This window comes from Pantoea sp. WEP (genome assembly GCF_041678305.1).
Taxonomy (GTDB): Bacteria; Pseudomonadota; Gammaproteobacteria; order Enterobacterales; family Enterobacteriaceae; genus Pantoea; species Pantoea dispersa.
The window spans coordinates 3,427,712-3,442,955 of the sequence record NZ_JBGNXB010000001.1; the positions used below are offsets into that span (position 1 = coordinate 3,427,712).

Below are 15,244 nucleotides of genomic sequence, written 5' to 3' on the forward strand. Positions count from 1 at the left end.
CTTATGCATCCAGCTTCCACCGGCACGCACCTGCCGCCCGACAGCGTTGCGCTGCACTATACCGGCTTCTTTTCGCCGCAGAACATCACCGCGATGGGTGAAGTGATCAAAGTGTTTCTGGAAAACCAGCAGGCCCCGCTGAAAGTGCGCCGCCGGCTGTTCTCCAGCTTTGTCGAGATTGTGCAGAACATTCTGCGCTATTCGCAGGACAGCCGTACCCTGAGCCACGCCGAACAGCACTTTCGCTTTGGCACCGTAACGCTGCACGTGGATGGCGATAGCTATGTGCTGGAGAGCAGTAATCAGGTCGAACAGGCCGCCTGCGAGCAGCTGCGCGACTGGCTCGATCTGCTGCGTACCATGAGTAACGACGAAATTAAGCAGGCCTACCGTGTCGGTCTGCGCACCGAGAGCCCCGCCACCAGCAAAGGGGCCAATATCGGTTTGCTGACGCTTGCCCGTGATGTCAGTGAACCGCTGGAGTATGAACTGCGTCCGCTGCCCGCCAGCGGCTACGCCACGTTTTGGCTTAAAGCCACCATTCACCAGGATTGAGGTTGTATGCAAAACCTGATTATCGCTACCACTGAGAGCACGCCCGAAGTGAGTTTTGATTTTGCCACCCGCCAGTTTGCGCTGCGCGGCGAGTCGTGGCCGGAGAACGCGGCGGCGTTTTATCGCCCGCTGCTGGATGCCCTTGAGCAGTGGCAACCCACCGACAACGACGCGGTGGTCGTCACTATCGCGCTGCGCTACTTCAACAGCTCCAGCACCAAGATGCTGTTCAGCCTGTTCGATCTGTTTAACCAGCTGGCGCAGCGCGGTCAGCGCGTCACGCTGAACTGGCTGTTTGATGCGGAAGATGACATCGCGGAAGAGTTTGGTCAGGAACTGGCGCTGGATTTTACCGATCTGCAGGTTAATCTGCAGGCGGAACTGGCGTCATGATGGATCTCAATGAGCTGTTCCGTGAAGAGAGCGAGGTGCTGAATCGCTCACAGCATGTGGCGGCGCAAAACACGCTGAGCGCGCAGGATTACCGCGAGGCGCTGCTGCACCTGAATCGCCACTATCAGCGCCTGATGCGCGAAACCTGGCGGCTGATCTCCCGCAGCGATCGCGCGGAGCGCGAGCTGAACCGCGTAAATGAGCAGTTAAACCAGCTGGCGCAGGAGCTGGAGTACAAAGCCAGCCACGATCCGCTGACGGCGGTTTGGAATCGCGGCGCGATTATTCAGCGCATCAGCCAGACGCTGGAGAGCGGCCCGGCGGCGCTGATCATTCTGGATATCGACCACTTCAAAAAAATCAACGACGAATACGGCCATCCGATGGGCGATAAGGTGATTTGCGGGCTGGTGACGCGCATTCAGGCGCACTGCCCGGCCGGTGCCAGCATTGGCCGCATCGGCGGCGAAGAGTTTACCGTGCTGCTGCCGCACTATCGCCTGTCCGACGCGGTGATTGTCGCCGGTGCGATCCACGCCTCGCTTAACGCCTCGCCGCTGGCGGTGCTGCCGCAGCAACTGGTGACCGCCAGCCTCGGCGTGAGCTACGGTAAGCCGGGCTCCGATTTCGACACGCTATACAGCAATGCCGATGCCGCGCTCTACGATGCCAAACACCACGGCCGCAACCGGGTATTTTTCCGCTGATCAGTGCACCTGCGCGGTGCTGGCCGTCTGCATCGGCACGCTGCTATCCGGCGGCGGCAGGAAGATGTGGTCGAGGATATTGCGCATCACCGGCGCGGCCGTAATGCCTTCGTTACCGCCGTTTTCCAGAATCAGCGCCACCGCCACCTGAGGGTTGTTAAACGGCGCAAAGGCGGTATAGAAAATGTGGTCGCGCAGGCGCACCGGGATCATCTTCGCGTTGTAAGTCTGGTTCTGCTTCAGGCTAAACACCTGCGACGTACCGGACTTGGCGGCGATGCCGTACGGCGCGGTATGGAAATATTTATAACCGGTGCCGTTAGGCGCGTTAGCCATACCAAACATGGCGTGGCGCACCAGCGACCAGTACGGTGATTTCGCATCGCCAATCTGCGGCTGCGGCGCGGTCGGCTGGTAAACCTGCTGCCAGGTGCCGCGCTGTGCTTTGGCCAGCAGGTGCGGATTAATCACCCGGCCGTTATTGATCAGCGCTACCATGGCTTTCACCATCTGAATCGGCGTGGCAATCCAGTAGCCCTGGCCGATGCCCACCGACACCGTATCGCCCTGATACCACACGTGTTTATGCACTTTCTGCTTCCATTCGCGGCTTGGCAGCAGCCCGGCGTACTCTTCATTCAGATCGATACCGGTAGGTTTGCCGTAGCCGAACTGGCTGAGCATGCTGTGGATGCGGTCGATGCCCATCATGAACGCCACCTGATAGAAGAAGGTGTCGGCGGACTCTTCAATCGCTTTGGTGACGTCGAGCATGCCGTGGCCGGACTTTTTCCAGTCGCGGTATTTGCGATCGGTGCCCGGCAGCGTCCAGGTCGGCGCGCCAAAGAAGGTGGTGCCCGGCGTAATCACTTTGCTCAGCAGCGCCGACATCGCCATGTAGGGTTTTACCGTCGATGCCGGTGGATACAGCCCCTGGGTGACGCGATTGATCAGCGGCAGGTTTTTATCCTGCAGCAGCGTTTTATAGGCTTTGTAGCTAATGCCCTTCACGAACGGGTTGGGATCGTAGCTCGGGCTGGAGACCATCGCCAGCACGCCGCCATCGTGCGGATCCTCAATCAGCACCGCCGCACGCTGCCCGGCCAGCTGGCTCTCCACATACTGCTGCAGATGCAGATCCAGCGTCAGCCAGATGTTTTTGCCTGCTACCGGCGGCACCTCTTTCAGCACGCGCACGATGCGGCCGTGGTTATCCACTTCCACTTCCTGATAGCCGGTTTTGCCGTGCAGCAGAGATTCGTAGTAGCCCTCAATGCCCTGCTTACCGATGTTATGGTCGGCGGCATAGTTTTCGCCCACGCCCTCGGCATTGAGCCGCTTGTAATCATTGTCATTAATCTTCGACACGTAGCCGACCACGTGCGCCAGATCGGCGCCGTACGGGTATTCCCGATCCTGATAGGTATCAATGGTGACCCCGGTGAAGCGGAACTGATTGACCGAGAAGCGCGCCACCTCCTCGTCGGTGAGCTCGGCTTTCAGCTCCACCGGTTTATAGCGGCTGCTCTGCTTCAGTTCATGCTCAAAGGTTTCGATATCATCCGGTGTCAGATCGACGATAGGCGTCAGCGCCTTCAGCGTCGCCTGCATGTTGTCGATTTTGTACGGCGTGACGAGGATGTCGTACCAGGTGACGTTGCGCACCAGCGGTATGCCGTTGCGATCGAAGATCAGCCCGCGCGTCGGCGCGATGGGGATCATTTTGATGTCGTTCTCGTTGGAACGCGTCTGGTAATAGCTGTGCTGATCCACCTGTAAGCGATACAGGTTGATGCCAAGAATGGTGAAGCAGATAACAACCAGGGCAAACGCCACCAGCGCGCGGCGCACAAACAGTTTCTCTTCGGCTTCGAAATTGCGGAAATTCATCAGGGGCTTAGTCTCTTCATTATCACGCTAATGATAGGGAGAGATCGCCGCAGAGCCAGCAGGAAGATGCACAAGCCTGGGTAAAAGTGTGTCAGATGTTTACGGTGGGGCTGCTGCGTCAGGAATGCGGGACAGGGCGTTGACCGTTGCTCGATCAGTCCCCTCTCCCTCGCGAGGGCGTTAACCGTTGCTCGATCAGTTCCCTCTCCCGCGGGCGGGAGAGGGTTAGGGTGAGGGTGAAAAAAAGCGAGGAAAATCAATCCCCCAGCAGCACCGACTCCAGCGCGATCTTGATCATATCGTTGAACGTGGTCTGACGCTCTGCTGCGGTGGTTTGCTCGTGCGTACGGATGTGATCCGACACGGTACAGATGGTCAGCGCTTTGGCACCAAACTCTGCCGCCACACCGTAGATGCCGGCCGCTTCCATCTCCACGCCGAGGATGCCGTACTTCTCCATCACATCGAACATCTGCGGGTCCGGCGTATAGAACAAATCAGCGGAGAAGATGTTACCGACGCGCGCGTCCACTCCCAGCGCTTTAGCCGCGTCAACCGCGTTACGCACCATGTCGAAATCCGCGATGGCGGCAAAATCGTGATCCTTGAAACGCATGCGGTTAACTTTTGAGTCGGTGCAGGCGCCCATACCAATCACCACATCACGCAGTTTCACGTCTGCACGCACGGCACCGCAGGAACCCACACGAATGATCTTCTTCACGCCGAAATCGGTGATCAGCTCTTTGGTGTAGATCGAGCAGGATGGAATACCCATACCGTGGCCCATCACGGAGATTTTGCGGCCTTTGTAAGTCCCGGTGAAGCCCAGCATGCCGCGTACGTTGTTCACTTCGACCACATCGTCGAGGAAGGTCTCGGCGATGTGTTTTGCACGCAGCGGATCGCCTGGCATCAGCACCACGTCCGCGAAATCGCCCATTTCGGCATTAATATGAGGAGTTGCCATTGTTGTTCTTCCTTATCAAAAAGTGGTGGCTGTTTTACAGCAAGCTTTTGCCGTAGTCCATGCTGGACAGGCCAAAATAGCTGGCGATGGTCTGGCCGATATCGGCGAAGGTATCGCGGTAACCCAGCGAGCCCGGTTTTACTTCTGGACCGTAGATCAGAATCGGGATGTGCTCGCGCGTGTGCTCGGTGCCATGCCAGCTCGGGTCGCAGCCGTGGTCAGCGGTGAGGATCAGGATATCACCCTCTTTCACCAACGCCATCAGCTCCGGCAGACGACGGTCAAACAGCTCCAGCCCACCGGCATAACCGGCGATATCGCGGCGATGGCCCCAGGTCGAGTCAAAATCGACGAAGTTGGTGAACACAATTGAGTTGTCCGGCGCCTTCTTCATCTGCTCAATGGTGGCGTCAAACAGCGCATCCAGACCGGTGGCTTTAACTTTTTGCGTGATGCCCTGCTCCGCGTAGATATCAGCGATTTTACCCACTGAAATCACTTCGCCGCCCTTCTCATCTACCAGCTTTTTCAGCATGGTTGGTGCCGGTGGTTCGACCGCCAGATCGTGACGGTTACCGGTGCGCTGAAAGTTACCGGCTTTATCGCCGACAAACGGACGCGCGATTACGCGGCCGATGTTATAGCCGCCGTTGGTCAGCTCTTCACGCGCGATTTCACACAGCGCGTACAGGCGATCGAGGCCAAAGGTCTCTTCATGACAGGCAATCTGGAACACCGAATCTGCCGAGGTGTAGAAAATCGGCTTGCCGCTTTTCATGTGCTCCTCGCCCAGCTGGTCAAGAATTACCGTGCCGGAGGAGTGGCAGTTGCCAAGATAGCCCGGCAGATCGGCGCGTTTTACCAGCGTATCCAGCAGCTCCTGCGGGAAGCTGTTCTCTTTGTCGCTGAAGTAGCCCCAGTCAAACAGCACCGGCACCCCGGCGATTTCCCAGTGGCCGGACGGCGTATCTTTGCCCGAAGAGAGTTCGCTGGCATAGGCGTAAGCGCCGATAATTTCCGCCTGCGGATCCAGTCCCGGCGGGAAGCGGCCGGTAGAGAGTTCCGCCGCTTTGCCAAGGCCGAGCGCGGTCATGTTGGGCAGATGCAGCGGACCTTCGCGGCCTTCATTGGCGCGGCCTTCAAAGCACGCTTCGGCGATATGGCCGAGCGTATCCGATCCTTCATCACCGAATTTATCGGCGTCTTTGCTGGAACCAATCCCGAAGGAGTCGAGAACCATAATAAAAGCACGTTTCATGCAAGTCTCCTGCGCCATAGCGCGATGACAAGTCAAAAAAAAGCGATCAGATCAGTATACCCGAACGGCCGCTGCCTGGCACGCAGTTACGCCACTATTCGCTGATGCGGCGATACACCACCGGCGTGGCCTGCGGAGCGTGGTCGCTGAGCGTTATCGCCGCTTTCACTGCCGCAGCGGCCTGCTGCCACTGTGCTTCCGACGCGGCATGAATCACCGCCAGCGGCTGCTGCGCATTGACCTCACTGCCCAGCGTGATCATGTCGCTGAGGCCCACGCTGTAATCAATGCTGTCGCTGGCGCGCTGACGGCCACCGCCCAGCGCCACCACCGCCATGCCCAGCGCCCGCGTGTCCATGGCGCTGACGATGCCGGGACGATCGGCGTACACCGCTTTGCTCAGCATCGGTGCCGGCAGGTAGCGGTCCATCTGCTCGATGAAATCCGTCGGGCCGTTCTGCGCCGCCACCATGCGTGCAAACACCTCAGCCGCTTTACCGTTATCCAGCACCTGCTGCAGTTTTTGCCGCGCTTCGGCTTCGTTCGCCGCCAGTTTGCCGGAGATCAGCATCTCAGCGCACAGCGCCAGCGTGACCTCCAGCAGCCGCGGATTGCGCGCCTCACCGGTGAGGAAATGCACTGCTTCGCGCACTTCCAGCGCATTACCGGCGCTCGATGCCAGCACCTGATTCATGTCGGTGAGCAGCGCGGTGGTTTTGCATCCCGCACCGTTGGCGACGCCGACAATCGCCTGCGCCAGCTGCTGCGAGGCCTCAAAGGTTGGCATAAACGCCCCGGATCCGACTTTGACATCCATCACCAGCGCGTCTAATCCTTCGGCTAATTTTTTGGCGAGGATCGAGGCGGTGATCAGCGGAATAGAATCCACAGTGGCGGTGATATCGCGCGTGGCGTAGAACCGCTTATCCGCCGGCGCCAGCGAATTGGTCTGACCGATAATGGCAACGCCGACCTGTTTGATGATCTGACGGAAGCGATCGTCGCTGGGGAAGATATCGAAGCCGGGAATGGCTTCCAGCTTATCCAGCGTGCCGCCGGTGTGGCCGAGGCCGCGCCCGGAAATCATCGGCACGTAGCCGCCGCAGGCCGCCACCATCGGACCCAGCATCAGCGAAGTGACATCGCCCACGCCGCCGGTCGAATGTTTATCAACAATCGGTCCGTTGAGATTCAGCGCCTGCCAGTTGAGCACCGTGCCGGAATCGCGCATCGCCATGGTCAGCGCCACGCGCTCTTCCAGGTTCATGTCATGAAAATAAATCGTCATCGCCAGCGCGGCGATTTGCCCTTCAGACACGCTGTTATCACGCACGCCATTGATGAAAAAGCGGATTTCCGCTTCGCTCAGCGGCTGGCCGTCGCGTTTTTTACGAATAATTTCTTGTGGCAGGAACAAGGTTGCCTCCCCGGAAAAGCGATGTATCGCTGAATGACAGCCGCCAGCTGCGCAGCAATGCGCACCTGACGGCAGTAACACCGTGGGCCGCCATTGTGGCGACCGCGTGGATTAATAACCGGCTTTGCTGGTCGCCGTAGCGTGGCCCAGGGTATTCAGCAGGCTGGCTAACAGGCTGGAAGCGCCGAAGCGGAAATGACGCGCATCCGCCCAGCCGCTGCCGAGGATATCGTCGGCCAGCTGCAGGTAGATAGCGGCATCTTCCGCCGTGCGTACGCCGCCAGCCGGTTTGAAGCCCACCTGCTGCTGCACGCCTTTGTCACGGATTACCTGCATCATGATCGCCGCTACCTCTGGCGTGGCGTTGACCGGCACTTTACCGGTTGAGGTTTTGATGAAATCCGCGCCGGCATCGATCGCGATTTCGGACGCCGCACGAATCAGCGCTTCCTCTTTCAGCTCGCCGGTTTCGATGATCACTTTCAGCAGCACGTTCGCGGCCGCACAGGCCTCTTTACAGGCTTTTACCAGCGCAAAGCCGACGTCACGATTACCGGCAATCAGCGCACGGTACGGGAACACCACGTCAACTTCATCCGCGCCATGGGCGATTGCCGCACGGGTTTCCGCCAGCGCGATGTCGATGTCGTCGTTACCGTGCGGGAAGTTAGTGACGGTCGCGATGCGGATTTCCGGCGTGCCCTGCTCGCGCAGCGTTTTACGTGCAATCGGGATAAAGCGCGGATAGATACAGATCGCCGCCGTGTTACCGGCCGGTGATTTCGCCTGATGGCACAGCGCGATCACTTTTTCATCGGTGTCGTCTTCATTCAGGGTGGTCAGGTCCATCAGTTGCAGCGCGCGCTGCGCGGCCGCGTTCAGATCGGTCATGGTGCTCTCCAAAGTCAGGCCGGTGAAATCTGCTCACCGGAGAATGTGATAATTATAACAACTCACGCCGCGTGGAATTGCGAGGCTTGTCACAAGGAAAAGGAAACCGCGCTCTGATATACATGCATTTAGCGATTTTAATCACGTTAAATCGCCATTTTGCCGAACAGCGCGGCACGATGCGATTGTGATTATTATCACAAATGTTACCGCAAAAAGGTATCGGATATCGTTAAAGCGTAGTTAATTTGCGACAGAGCGGGAGTTGTCAGCACATCATCAGAAGTGGCAGAGGCGTTGCAGCGGCGCGATTCATCGCGCAATAAATTGTGCCGCTGGCAAAACTGCAACGGCCATTAACCGTGATGGCGCTATTAGATAAAGTGAGAGGGCGGCAGGCGCAGGATCATTACTCACTCCGGCAGCGCGAACAAACGCAGGCTGTTGTGCCACAGCGCATCGGCGATCTCATCGGGCGGTTCCGGGCGCAGCTGGCACAATACTTCGAACACATTACGCGCGCGCTCCGGGCGATTGGGCTGGCCCTGAAAACCGTGCAGTGGCATATCCGGCGCATCGGTTTCCAGCAGCAGCGCCTGCAATGGCAGGCTGGCGATGGTGTGGCGGGTTTTGCTGGCGCGCCCATAGGTAATGGTGCCGCCGACACCAATCGCGTAGCCAAGGGCGATGAAACGCTCCGCCTGCTGCTGGCTGCCGGCAAAGCCGTGCACCACGCCGCGTCGCGGCACGTCGTGACGGCGCAAATACTGCGCCAGCTGATCGTGCGTACGTCGCGAATGCAGGATCACCGGCAAATCATAGCGCTTTGCCAGCTTCAGCTGCGCCTCCAGCAGCCGGGTTTGCCGCGCAAAATCCGGCGCTTCCATATACAGATCCAGCCCGATTTCCCCCATCGCCACGCGTTTTGCATCCGGCGTTTGCAGGTACTGCTCAAGGCGATCGAGATCGTCATCCTGATGTTGCGCAATATTGATCGGGTGCAGCCCGAGCGCGCTATACAGCGCCGGATGCTGCTGCGCCAGCTGGCTTACCACGGCAAAACGGCTGGCATCCACGCACGGCACGATGATGCGTTCCACGCCCGCCTGCGCCGCCTGCGCGATACTCTGTTCGGCAGCGGTGACAAATGGCGGAAAATCAAAGTGGCAGTGGGTGTCAATAAATCTCATGCCAGCGATCCTGCATCGTAATCGGCGTCATTACCCGCCAGCGGCGGCGTGCTGACCGGCCGGTTATCCGGCGCGTTGGCGACGGCGGCGGGCGGCGTCACGGCAATCGGGCGCGCCAGCGGTTCAGCATCGCTCAGCCACTGGCCCAGCGTCGCCAGGAAATAGCGCCCGCTGCGGCGGCCCAGATGATAATCCTGATTCAGCGATGCCAGACGACTGCCCAGCGCCATGCTGGCCAGCGGCTTGGGCGGAAAGATTTCAATGATGCGCAGATTATCCGGCGGCTGTTCAATAAACTGCTGAATCTGGCGGTAGCTCTCTTCGTGCTGATGCAGGATATTGATCATCGGCTGCAGGGCGCTGTCGCTCAGCCAGCGCTCCATGCGTTTAAACCACTTCGGCGTATACGCCATCTGTGACGGCACGGTACGGATCACTACAATGGTATCGGCGCCACGCCGCGCCGCTTCGCGCACCGGAATGGCGTCACTGATGCCGCCGTCGAGATAGCTCACGCCATCCATCAATACGCCGCTGCGGTAGAAACCGGGGATCGCGCTGGAAGCCTTAATGATGTCATGCCAGGTCAGATTGGTGGGATTGAAATACTGCGCGCTATAATCATCGCTGCGGCAGGCGCACATGTAAAATTCGCTGCCTTTGGCAAACAGGCTTTCGGCGCTGCTCAGCGCCAGCGGGAACTCCTGTTTAGTGATATCGACCAGCCAGTCGAGATCGATCAGGTGGCCACCGCGCACAAAACGCAGCGGATCGAAAAACAGTTTACTGGTGGTGTAGCGGGTAATCACGCGCCGCGCATAACCGGGCTGGGCACAGACAAAGGCTGAGAGGTTTTGTGCCCCGGCTGAGGTGCCGAGCATTAACTGAAAAGGGTTGAAACCTGCGCGCTGAAATTCATCCAGTACGCCCGCCGTGAAGATGCCGCGTTGCCCGCCGCCTTCGCAGACCAGCGCGATTTTTTTGGATTTGAATGGCGTGAGTGCCAGTGGCTCAAAGGTGTCCAGCGACACCGGGATGCGTATTCCCAATGGATGTCCCTCAGTGTTTGCTGCTCTGAGGGAGGCGCTCAATCAGCATCCCGGAGAACCAGTCATTGTCGTTCCCTGACCAACCGCATCCTGCAATCGTCGCGGCGCACCTTCAATGGTGGCAATGACTGGCCTCCGCTTTATGTGACTAGCGGGTTAACATGGTTAACGCAGTGGGTCAGGGTCGTTTGCGCCCGGTAAACAGGCTCACGAGGAACAGAATAATACCGACAATAAAGACAATTTTAGCTGCCCATGCTGCCGTACCCGCCAGACCGCCAAAACCTAATGCTGCAGCAATCAGAGCGATGACCAGAAAGATAATACCCCAACGAAACATAAGCCTCTCCTTTACCATAGTGAAAATCGAACTGCTTATTCTTCACATCACTGTTTTTAATACGGAACGGCACCGTTGGTGATGCCGTTCCGGTTGCGTTAAGATTTCACCTTGAGGTCATTCTTCACGCTTTTCACGCCTTCAATGGCTTTGGCGATCTTCTCAGCCCGATCGGACTGGGCCTGATTCGCCACTTCCCCGGACAGCTGTACCACGCCATCGGTGGTTTCCACCTTCACGTTGCGCGATGGCACAATGTCATCTGCTAAAAGTTTAGCTTTTATTTCACTGGTGGTTGCTGCATCACCTGCATAACCTTTCAATGAACTCTGTTTGCTGTCTCTGACGTGTAGTTTGTCGCTGACGGATTTAACCCCTTCCACCTTCTGCACCAGCGCCACAGCCTTCTCGGCCTGGTCCTGTGAGGTGACAAAACCGCTCAGCGTCACCACGCCTTGCTGCGTTTTTACCGAGATATCCGTACTTTTAATCGCTTCATCGTCCACCAGCGCGGCTTTGGCTTTGGCGGTGATGCCGCTGTCATCCATAAAGCCATCGACTTTTTTCATAGAACTATCGATTTTGGAACCCGCGCTGCTGCTGGTGTCAGCCGCCATAGCCGCGCCGCTTAACAGCGCAGTACCGGCCAGTGCAGCAATCAGGGTCTTAGCAATCTTAGTCTTATTCATCGATATCATCCTTCTATCAGTTAACCCACTCGCAACCGCGAATGCGCCAGCAACACACCACGTTGCTGCGTGATGGACGTAATCAGACCCACAGGTCCGTTTTCTCGTCCGACAGAATAATCATAGTAGGGATTACAGCTTTTGCTGGCTTTTGTGGTTGATATCTCGCCAAAAAGCGATAACCGCAGCGCAATTAAGAGGAGTCTGTATCGGAGAAAACCGGGCGGCAGAAAGCAGCAGCCCGGTGAAGACGGCGAACTTAGTGTTCGCGCGTTTTACGGAAGGTTACGTCAGGATAGCGCTCCTGCGTGATGTTGAGGTTGACCATGGTCGGGGCGATATAGGTGAGGTTGTCACCGCCATCGAGCGCCAGGTTGATCTCGTTTTTGCGCTGGAAATCGTCGAACTTCTTCGCATCGCTGCATTCAACCCAGCGGGCAGTCGACACGTTGATGGCCTCGTAAATCGCCTCAACGTTGTACTCGCTCTTGAGACGCGCCACGACCACATCAAACTGCAGCACGCCCACCGCACCCACGATCAGATCGTTGTTGTGCACCGGACGGAACACCTGCACGGCGCCCTCTTCCGACAGCTGGACCAGCCCTTTCAGCAGCTGTTTCTGCTTCAGCGGATCGCGCAGGCGAATGCGACGGAACAGTTCCGGGGCGAAGTTCGGAATACCGGTGAACTTCATGGTTTCGCCCTGGGTGAAGGTGTCGCCAATCTGGATGGTACCGTGGTTATGCAGGCCGATGATATCGCCCGGATAAGCTTCCTCAACGTGCGAACGGTCGCCCGCCATGAAGGTCAGCGCGTCGGAAATCACCACATCTTTACCGGTACGCACCTGACGCAGCTTCATGCCCTTCTCATATTTGCCGGACACCACGCGCATAAAGGCCACGCGGTCACGGTGTTTCGGGTCCATGTTGGCCTGAATCTTAAACACGAAGCCGCTAAACTTCTCCTCTTTGGCTTCAACTTTGCGGGTATCGGTCTGGCGCGGCATGGGCGCCGGTGCCCAGGCAACCAGACCATCCAGCATGTGATCGACGCCAAAGTTGCCCAGCGCGGTACCAAAGAATACCGGCGTGATTTCGCCGCTCAGGAACAGCTCTTTGTCGAACTCGTGCGATGCGCCCTGCACCAGCTCCAGCTCGTCGCGCAGCTGCTGCGCCAGCTCTTCGCCGACGGCCGCGTCCAGTTCCGGGTTCGCCAGCCCTTTTACCACGCGCACTTCCTGAATCGTGTGGCCTTTGCCGCTCTGATACAGGTAAGTTTCATCGTTGTAGAGGTGATACACGCCTTTGAACAGCTTGCCGCAGCCAATCGGCCAGGTGATCGGCGCACAGGCGATTTTCAGCTCGCTCTCGACCTCATCCAGCAGCTCCATCGGATCGCGAATATCACGGTCCAGTTTGTTCATAAAGGTGATGATCGGCGTGTCGCGCAGACGGGTCACTTCCATCAGCTTGCGGGTACGATCCTCAACCCCTTTCGCGGCGTCGATCACCATCAGGCAGCAGTCCACCGCCGTCAGCGTACGGTAGGTGTCTTCCGAGAAGTCTTCGTGCCCGGGGGTATCCAGCAGGTTAACCAGGCTGTCGCGATACGGGAACTGCATCACCGAGGTGGTGATGGAGATACCGCGCTGCTTCTCCATCTCCATCCAGTCTGATTTGGCATGCTGGCTGGAGCCGCGACCTTTAACGGTACCGGCAGTCTGGATCGCCTGTCCGAACAGCAGGACTTTTTCGGTGATTGTGGTTTTACCGGCGTCCGGGTGCGAGATGATCGCAAAGGTACGACGGCGCGCCACTTCTTCTAAAAAGGGAGCAATAGACATGAGTGAATTCTTCTTCAGGGCAACGCGCGAGCGGCGCGCTGCGAATAAATCATTCCGGAGCCAGTCCGGCGGATAACGGTGCCAACGGCGACGCATGCGCGTCGGGTCACAGCAGGGTGTGTGCGATCTACATTGGCGGCAGTCCGGTTATCCCATCAGCATTGAGGCGGCATAGCATACAATATTTCAGCAGGCGGGGGAATCTGCGGCAGGATGAGACGATGCTCGCGCAGTTCAGGACATGTCTTGTAAACACTAAGCGATGTCTGGCTGAGAATGCCTCTCCGGAACCGTCACCCCGGCAAGGACAGCAAAATGACTCTACAGCTTAACCCACATACCTACAGCCCGTCGCACCGAAACGCCGCCCTGTCGTCGCCCGCGCAGATGTACCGCAAACCCGGCGAGATGCTGCTGATCAACGCGCCGGATAACGCCGCCGTGCCAGCCATCGGTCGCGCTGATTTTTCCCGCAGCAGCCTGCCGGCGCACCTGCATTATCTGCTCACGCCGCGTCCCGGTTTTTCTGCCGGTCAGCATTTTGTCCCGGAGTATCCGTACATGCTGGACGCCGCGCTGTCGGTCACTGCCCGCCGGGGCGCGGTGTCGTTAGCACCGTATCACGCCGACATTGACAAGTGCGCGCTGGTGATTGAGCGGCAGACGCTGGTGAAGTTTGATCTGCCGCCGCTGCACGACTTAGTACTGAGCTACATCGGTCTCAACACCTACTTTAGCGAAGCGCGCTTCTACAACCGTGCCGGACGCATCGTGGCGTTTCGTCGCCTGAACGCCAGCAAAAAGCGCCACGAAGTGTTCTGCTTCGCCGGCATGAAGCCGGTCTCAATGGTGATTGAGACCAGCCAGCACAGCTCGATTTTACTCGATGAGATGGTGTGGAATCAGACCGTGGGCGCGGGCGCGCGCTGAGGCGCGTTACCCCAGCATGCGCACCACTGCCGCCTTGAAGATCTTCACACCGATCTCCAGCGAACTCAGCTCAAAGCGCATCTGCGGATGGTGCAGTCCCGGCACCAGATTGGTTCCCAGCCCCCAGAAACCGGCTTTAACCTGTGGATTTTTCACCGGATAGTAGAAGAAATCCTCGCTGCCCGGCGTGGTTTTCGCCGCCAGTAATCCCGGCTCGCCGAGCACATCGACAATCGCGGCGCTCAGCAGCGCGGTGGCATCGGCATCAATTTCCGCCGCCGGCATCTCTTTCAGCACCACCACTTCAGCGGTTGCGCCCAGCGCGGCCACGCTGTGCTGAATCGCCTGGCTGACCTTCTCTTTAAGCAGTTCCATCGGCGCGTTCTCCTGCGAACGCAGATCCCACACCACGCGCGCCTCGTCCGGCACCGAGTTGGTCACGCCGGCGTCGCACAGGAAGCGCGTCGCTTTTACGCTCCAGGTGAGGCCCGGTGCCAGATGAATGCTATTCACCGCCTGCACCGCCTGGACTGCCGCATCAAGCGCGTTGATGCCGAGATGCGGTCGCGCGGCATGGGCCGGAACACCTTTAATAGTGGCCTCCAGCGTGCTGCACGCTGAATAGATCACCGCAGGCGTCGCCTGCCCGACCTGACACTCCTCCAGCGGGCGCAAATGGAAGCCGAGGATCATCTCCACGTCATCCAGCGCGCCGCCCTCAATCATCGCCAGCGCGCCGGCCCCCAGCTCTTCAGCCGGCTGGAACAGCAGCTTCAGCCGCCCTTTTTTAATAGCGCCTTCCTGCAGCAGCTCCTGCGCGGCGGTCAGCACCACCGACGAGTGGCCGTCATGGCCGCAGGTATGGCGGGCGCAGGCAACGCCGTCGATCACGTGCCCGAGCGCATCCATGTCAGCGCGCAATGCCAGCACCGGGCCCGGCACGCCGCTGTCGATCTCCGCCACGATGCCGGTGGTCTGGTTGATGCCGCGCGTGACCTTAATGCCAGCCTGTTCCAGCTGGCCGGCGATGTAGGCCGAGGTTTTAACTTCCTGAAACCCCAGCTCGGGGATTTCATGCAGAAAATGGTAGTGATCGAGAACTCTGGACACCGTTTC

At 58.5% G+C, this 15,244-nt stretch carries 15 protein-coding genes; 4 read left to right on the forward strand and 11 right to left on the reverse strand.

Going from position 1 to position 15,244, the window contains the following annotated elements; all coding sequences use genetic code 11:
- The first annotated feature begins 3 nt into the window (after positions 1-3).
- Genes ABVR31_RS16030 through ABVR31_RS16040 form a run of 3 tightly spaced genes read left to right on the forward strand, consistent with a single transcriptional unit; the run spans position 4 to position 1,655 of the window.
- A complete protein-coding gene (locus ABVR31_RS16030; protein ID WP_058780400.1) occupies positions 4-555 on the forward strand; it encodes a SiaB family protein kinase in 552 nt (183 codons plus the stop codon).
- 6 nt (positions 556-561) lie between these two features.
- On the forward strand, positions 562-948 hold the full coding sequence (locus ABVR31_RS16035; protein WP_372773452.1) for a DUF1987 domain-containing protein: 387 nt from the start codon (positions 562-564) through the stop codon (positions 946-948).
- Positions 945-1,655, forward strand: a complete 711-nt coding sequence (locus ABVR31_RS16040; protein ID WP_021507652.1) for a GGDEF domain-containing protein — start codon at positions 945-947, stop codon at positions 1,653-1,655. Before ABVR31_RS16035 ends, ABVR31_RS16040 begins: the two co-directional genes overlap by 4 nt.
- On the opposite strand, the gene mrdA is transcribed toward ABVR31_RS16040, so the two are convergent.
- The 10 genes from mrdA to prfC form a co-directional block, all read right to left on the reverse strand.
- On the reverse strand, positions 1,656-3,545 hold the full coding sequence (mrdA, locus tag ABVR31_RS16045; protein WP_275026463.1) for a penicillin-binding protein 2: 1,890 nt from the start codon (positions 3,543-3,545) through the stop codon (positions 1,656-1,658).
- 256 nt (positions 3,546-3,801) lie between these two features.
- Positions 3,802-4,515 (reverse strand): purine-nucleoside phosphorylase, encoded by a 714-nt coding sequence (gene deoD / locus ABVR31_RS16050; protein WP_021507654.1) that lies wholly within the window; start codon positions 4,513-4,515, stop codon positions 3,802-3,804.
- A gap of 34 nt (positions 4,516-4,549) precedes the next feature.
- Positions 4,550-5,773 (reverse strand): phosphopentomutase, encoded by a 1,224-nt coding sequence (deoB, locus tag ABVR31_RS16055; protein WP_021507655.1) that lies wholly within the window; start codon positions 5,771-5,773, stop codon positions 4,550-4,552.
- Positions 5,774-5,867: 94 nt separating this feature from the next.
- The gene (gene deoA, locus ABVR31_RS16060; protein WP_088516047.1) at positions 5,868-7,190 is read right to left on the reverse strand and encodes a thymidine phosphorylase; all 1,323 of its coding nucleotides are present in this window, start codon (positions 7,188-7,190) and stop codon (positions 5,868-5,870) included.
- A gap of 111 nt (positions 7,191-7,301) precedes the next feature.
- Complete coding sequence (deoC, locus tag ABVR31_RS16065) at positions 7,302-8,081, reverse strand: deoxyribose-phosphate aldolase (RefSeq protein ID WP_372773455.1); 780 nt, start codon at positions 8,079-8,081, stop codon at positions 7,302-7,304.
- A 413-nt stretch (positions 8,082-8,494) separates the two neighbouring features.
- Positions 8,495-9,271 carry a TatD family hydrolase gene (locus ABVR31_RS16070; RefSeq protein WP_372773457.1) on the reverse strand — a complete coding sequence of 259 codons (777 nt, stop codon included), beginning with the start codon at positions 9,269-9,271 and terminating at the stop codon, positions 8,495-8,497.
- On the reverse strand, positions 9,268-10,320 hold the full coding sequence (locus tag ABVR31_RS16075) for a patatin family protein (RefSeq protein ID WP_031279725.1): 1,053 nt from the start codon (positions 10,318-10,320) through the stop codon (positions 9,268-9,270). Before ABVR31_RS16075 ends, ABVR31_RS16070 begins: the two co-directional genes overlap by 4 nt.
- 178 nt (positions 10,321-10,498) lie before the next feature.
- Positions 10,499-10,660, reverse strand: a complete 162-nt coding sequence (locus ABVR31_RS16080) for a DUF1328 domain-containing protein (RefSeq protein WP_007893192.1) — start codon at positions 10,658-10,660, stop codon at positions 10,499-10,501.
- Positions 10,661-10,758: 98 nt separating this feature from the next.
- A complete protein-coding gene (gene osmY, locus ABVR31_RS16085; protein ID WP_021507660.1) occupies positions 10,759-11,349 on the reverse strand; it encodes a molecular chaperone OsmY in 591 nt (196 codons plus the stop codon).
- 259 nt (positions 11,350-11,608) lie between these two features.
- Positions 11,609-13,198, reverse strand: coding sequence for a peptide chain release factor 3 (gene prfC, locus ABVR31_RS16090; RefSeq protein ID WP_021507661.1), 1,590 nt, complete (start codon positions 13,196-13,198; stop codon positions 11,609-11,611).
- A 315-nt stretch (positions 13,199-13,513) separates the two neighbouring features.
- Between prfC and ABVR31_RS16095 the strand changes: the two genes are divergently transcribed.
- Positions 13,514-14,128: a hypothetical protein gene (locus ABVR31_RS16095; RefSeq protein WP_372773460.1), complete on the forward strand. Its 615-nt coding sequence runs from the start codon at positions 13,514-13,516 to the stop codon at positions 14,126-14,128.
- A gap of 6 nt (positions 14,129-14,134) precedes the next feature.
- Here the strand turns inward: ABVR31_RS16095 and ABVR31_RS16100 are convergent, their stop codons facing one another.
- Positions 14,135-15,238, reverse strand: a complete 1,104-nt coding sequence (locus ABVR31_RS16100; RefSeq protein ID WP_372773462.1) for a M20 peptidase aminoacylase family protein — start codon at positions 15,236-15,238, stop codon at positions 14,135-14,137.
- Positions 15,239-15,244 lie beyond the last annotated feature (6 nt).

Coding starts and splice junctions, on each gene's coding strand:
- deoB (WP_021507655.1), bottom strand. CDS start 5,773: ATGAAACGTGCTTTTATTATGGTTCTCGACTCCTTCGGGATTGGTTCC.
- prfC (WP_021507661.1), bottom strand. CDS start 13,198: ATGTCTATTGCTCCCTTTTTAGAAGAAGTGGCGCGCCGTCGTACCTTT.
- deoD (WP_021507654.1), bottom strand. CDS start 4,515: ATGGCAACTCCTCATATTAATGCCGAAATGGGCGATTTCGCGGACGTG.
- ABVR31_RS16080 (WP_007893192.1), bottom strand. CDS start 10,660: ATGTTTCGTTGGGGTATTATCTTTCTGGTCATCGCTCTGATTGCTGCA.
- ABVR31_RS16095 (WP_372773460.1), top strand. CDS start 13,514: ATGACTCTACAGCTTAACCCACATACCTACAGCCCGTCGCACCGAAAC.
- osmY (WP_021507660.1), bottom strand. CDS start 11,349: ATGAATAAGACTAAGATTGCTAAGACCCTGATTGCTGCACTGGCCGGT.
- mrdA (WP_275026463.1), bottom strand. CDS start 3,545: ATGAATTTCCGCAATTTCGAAGCCGAAGAGAAACTGTTTGTGCGCCGC.
- ABVR31_RS16040 (WP_021507652.1), top strand. CDS start 945: ATGATGGATCTCAATGAGCTGTTCCGTGAAGAGAGCGAGGTGCTGAAT.
- ABVR31_RS16030 (WP_058780400.1), top strand. CDS start 4: ATGCATCCAGCTTCCACCGGCACGCACCTGCCGCCCGACAGCGTTGCG.
- ABVR31_RS16070 (WP_372773457.1), bottom strand. CDS start 9,271: ATGAGATTTATTGACACCCACTGCCACTTTGATTTTCCGCCATTTGTC.
- ABVR31_RS16035 (WP_372773452.1), top strand. CDS start 562: ATGCAAAACCTGATTATCGCTACCACTGAGAGCACGCCCGAAGTGAGT.
- deoC (WP_372773455.1), bottom strand. CDS start 8,081: ATGACCGATCTGAACGCGGCCGCGCAGCGCGCGCTGCAACTGATGGAC.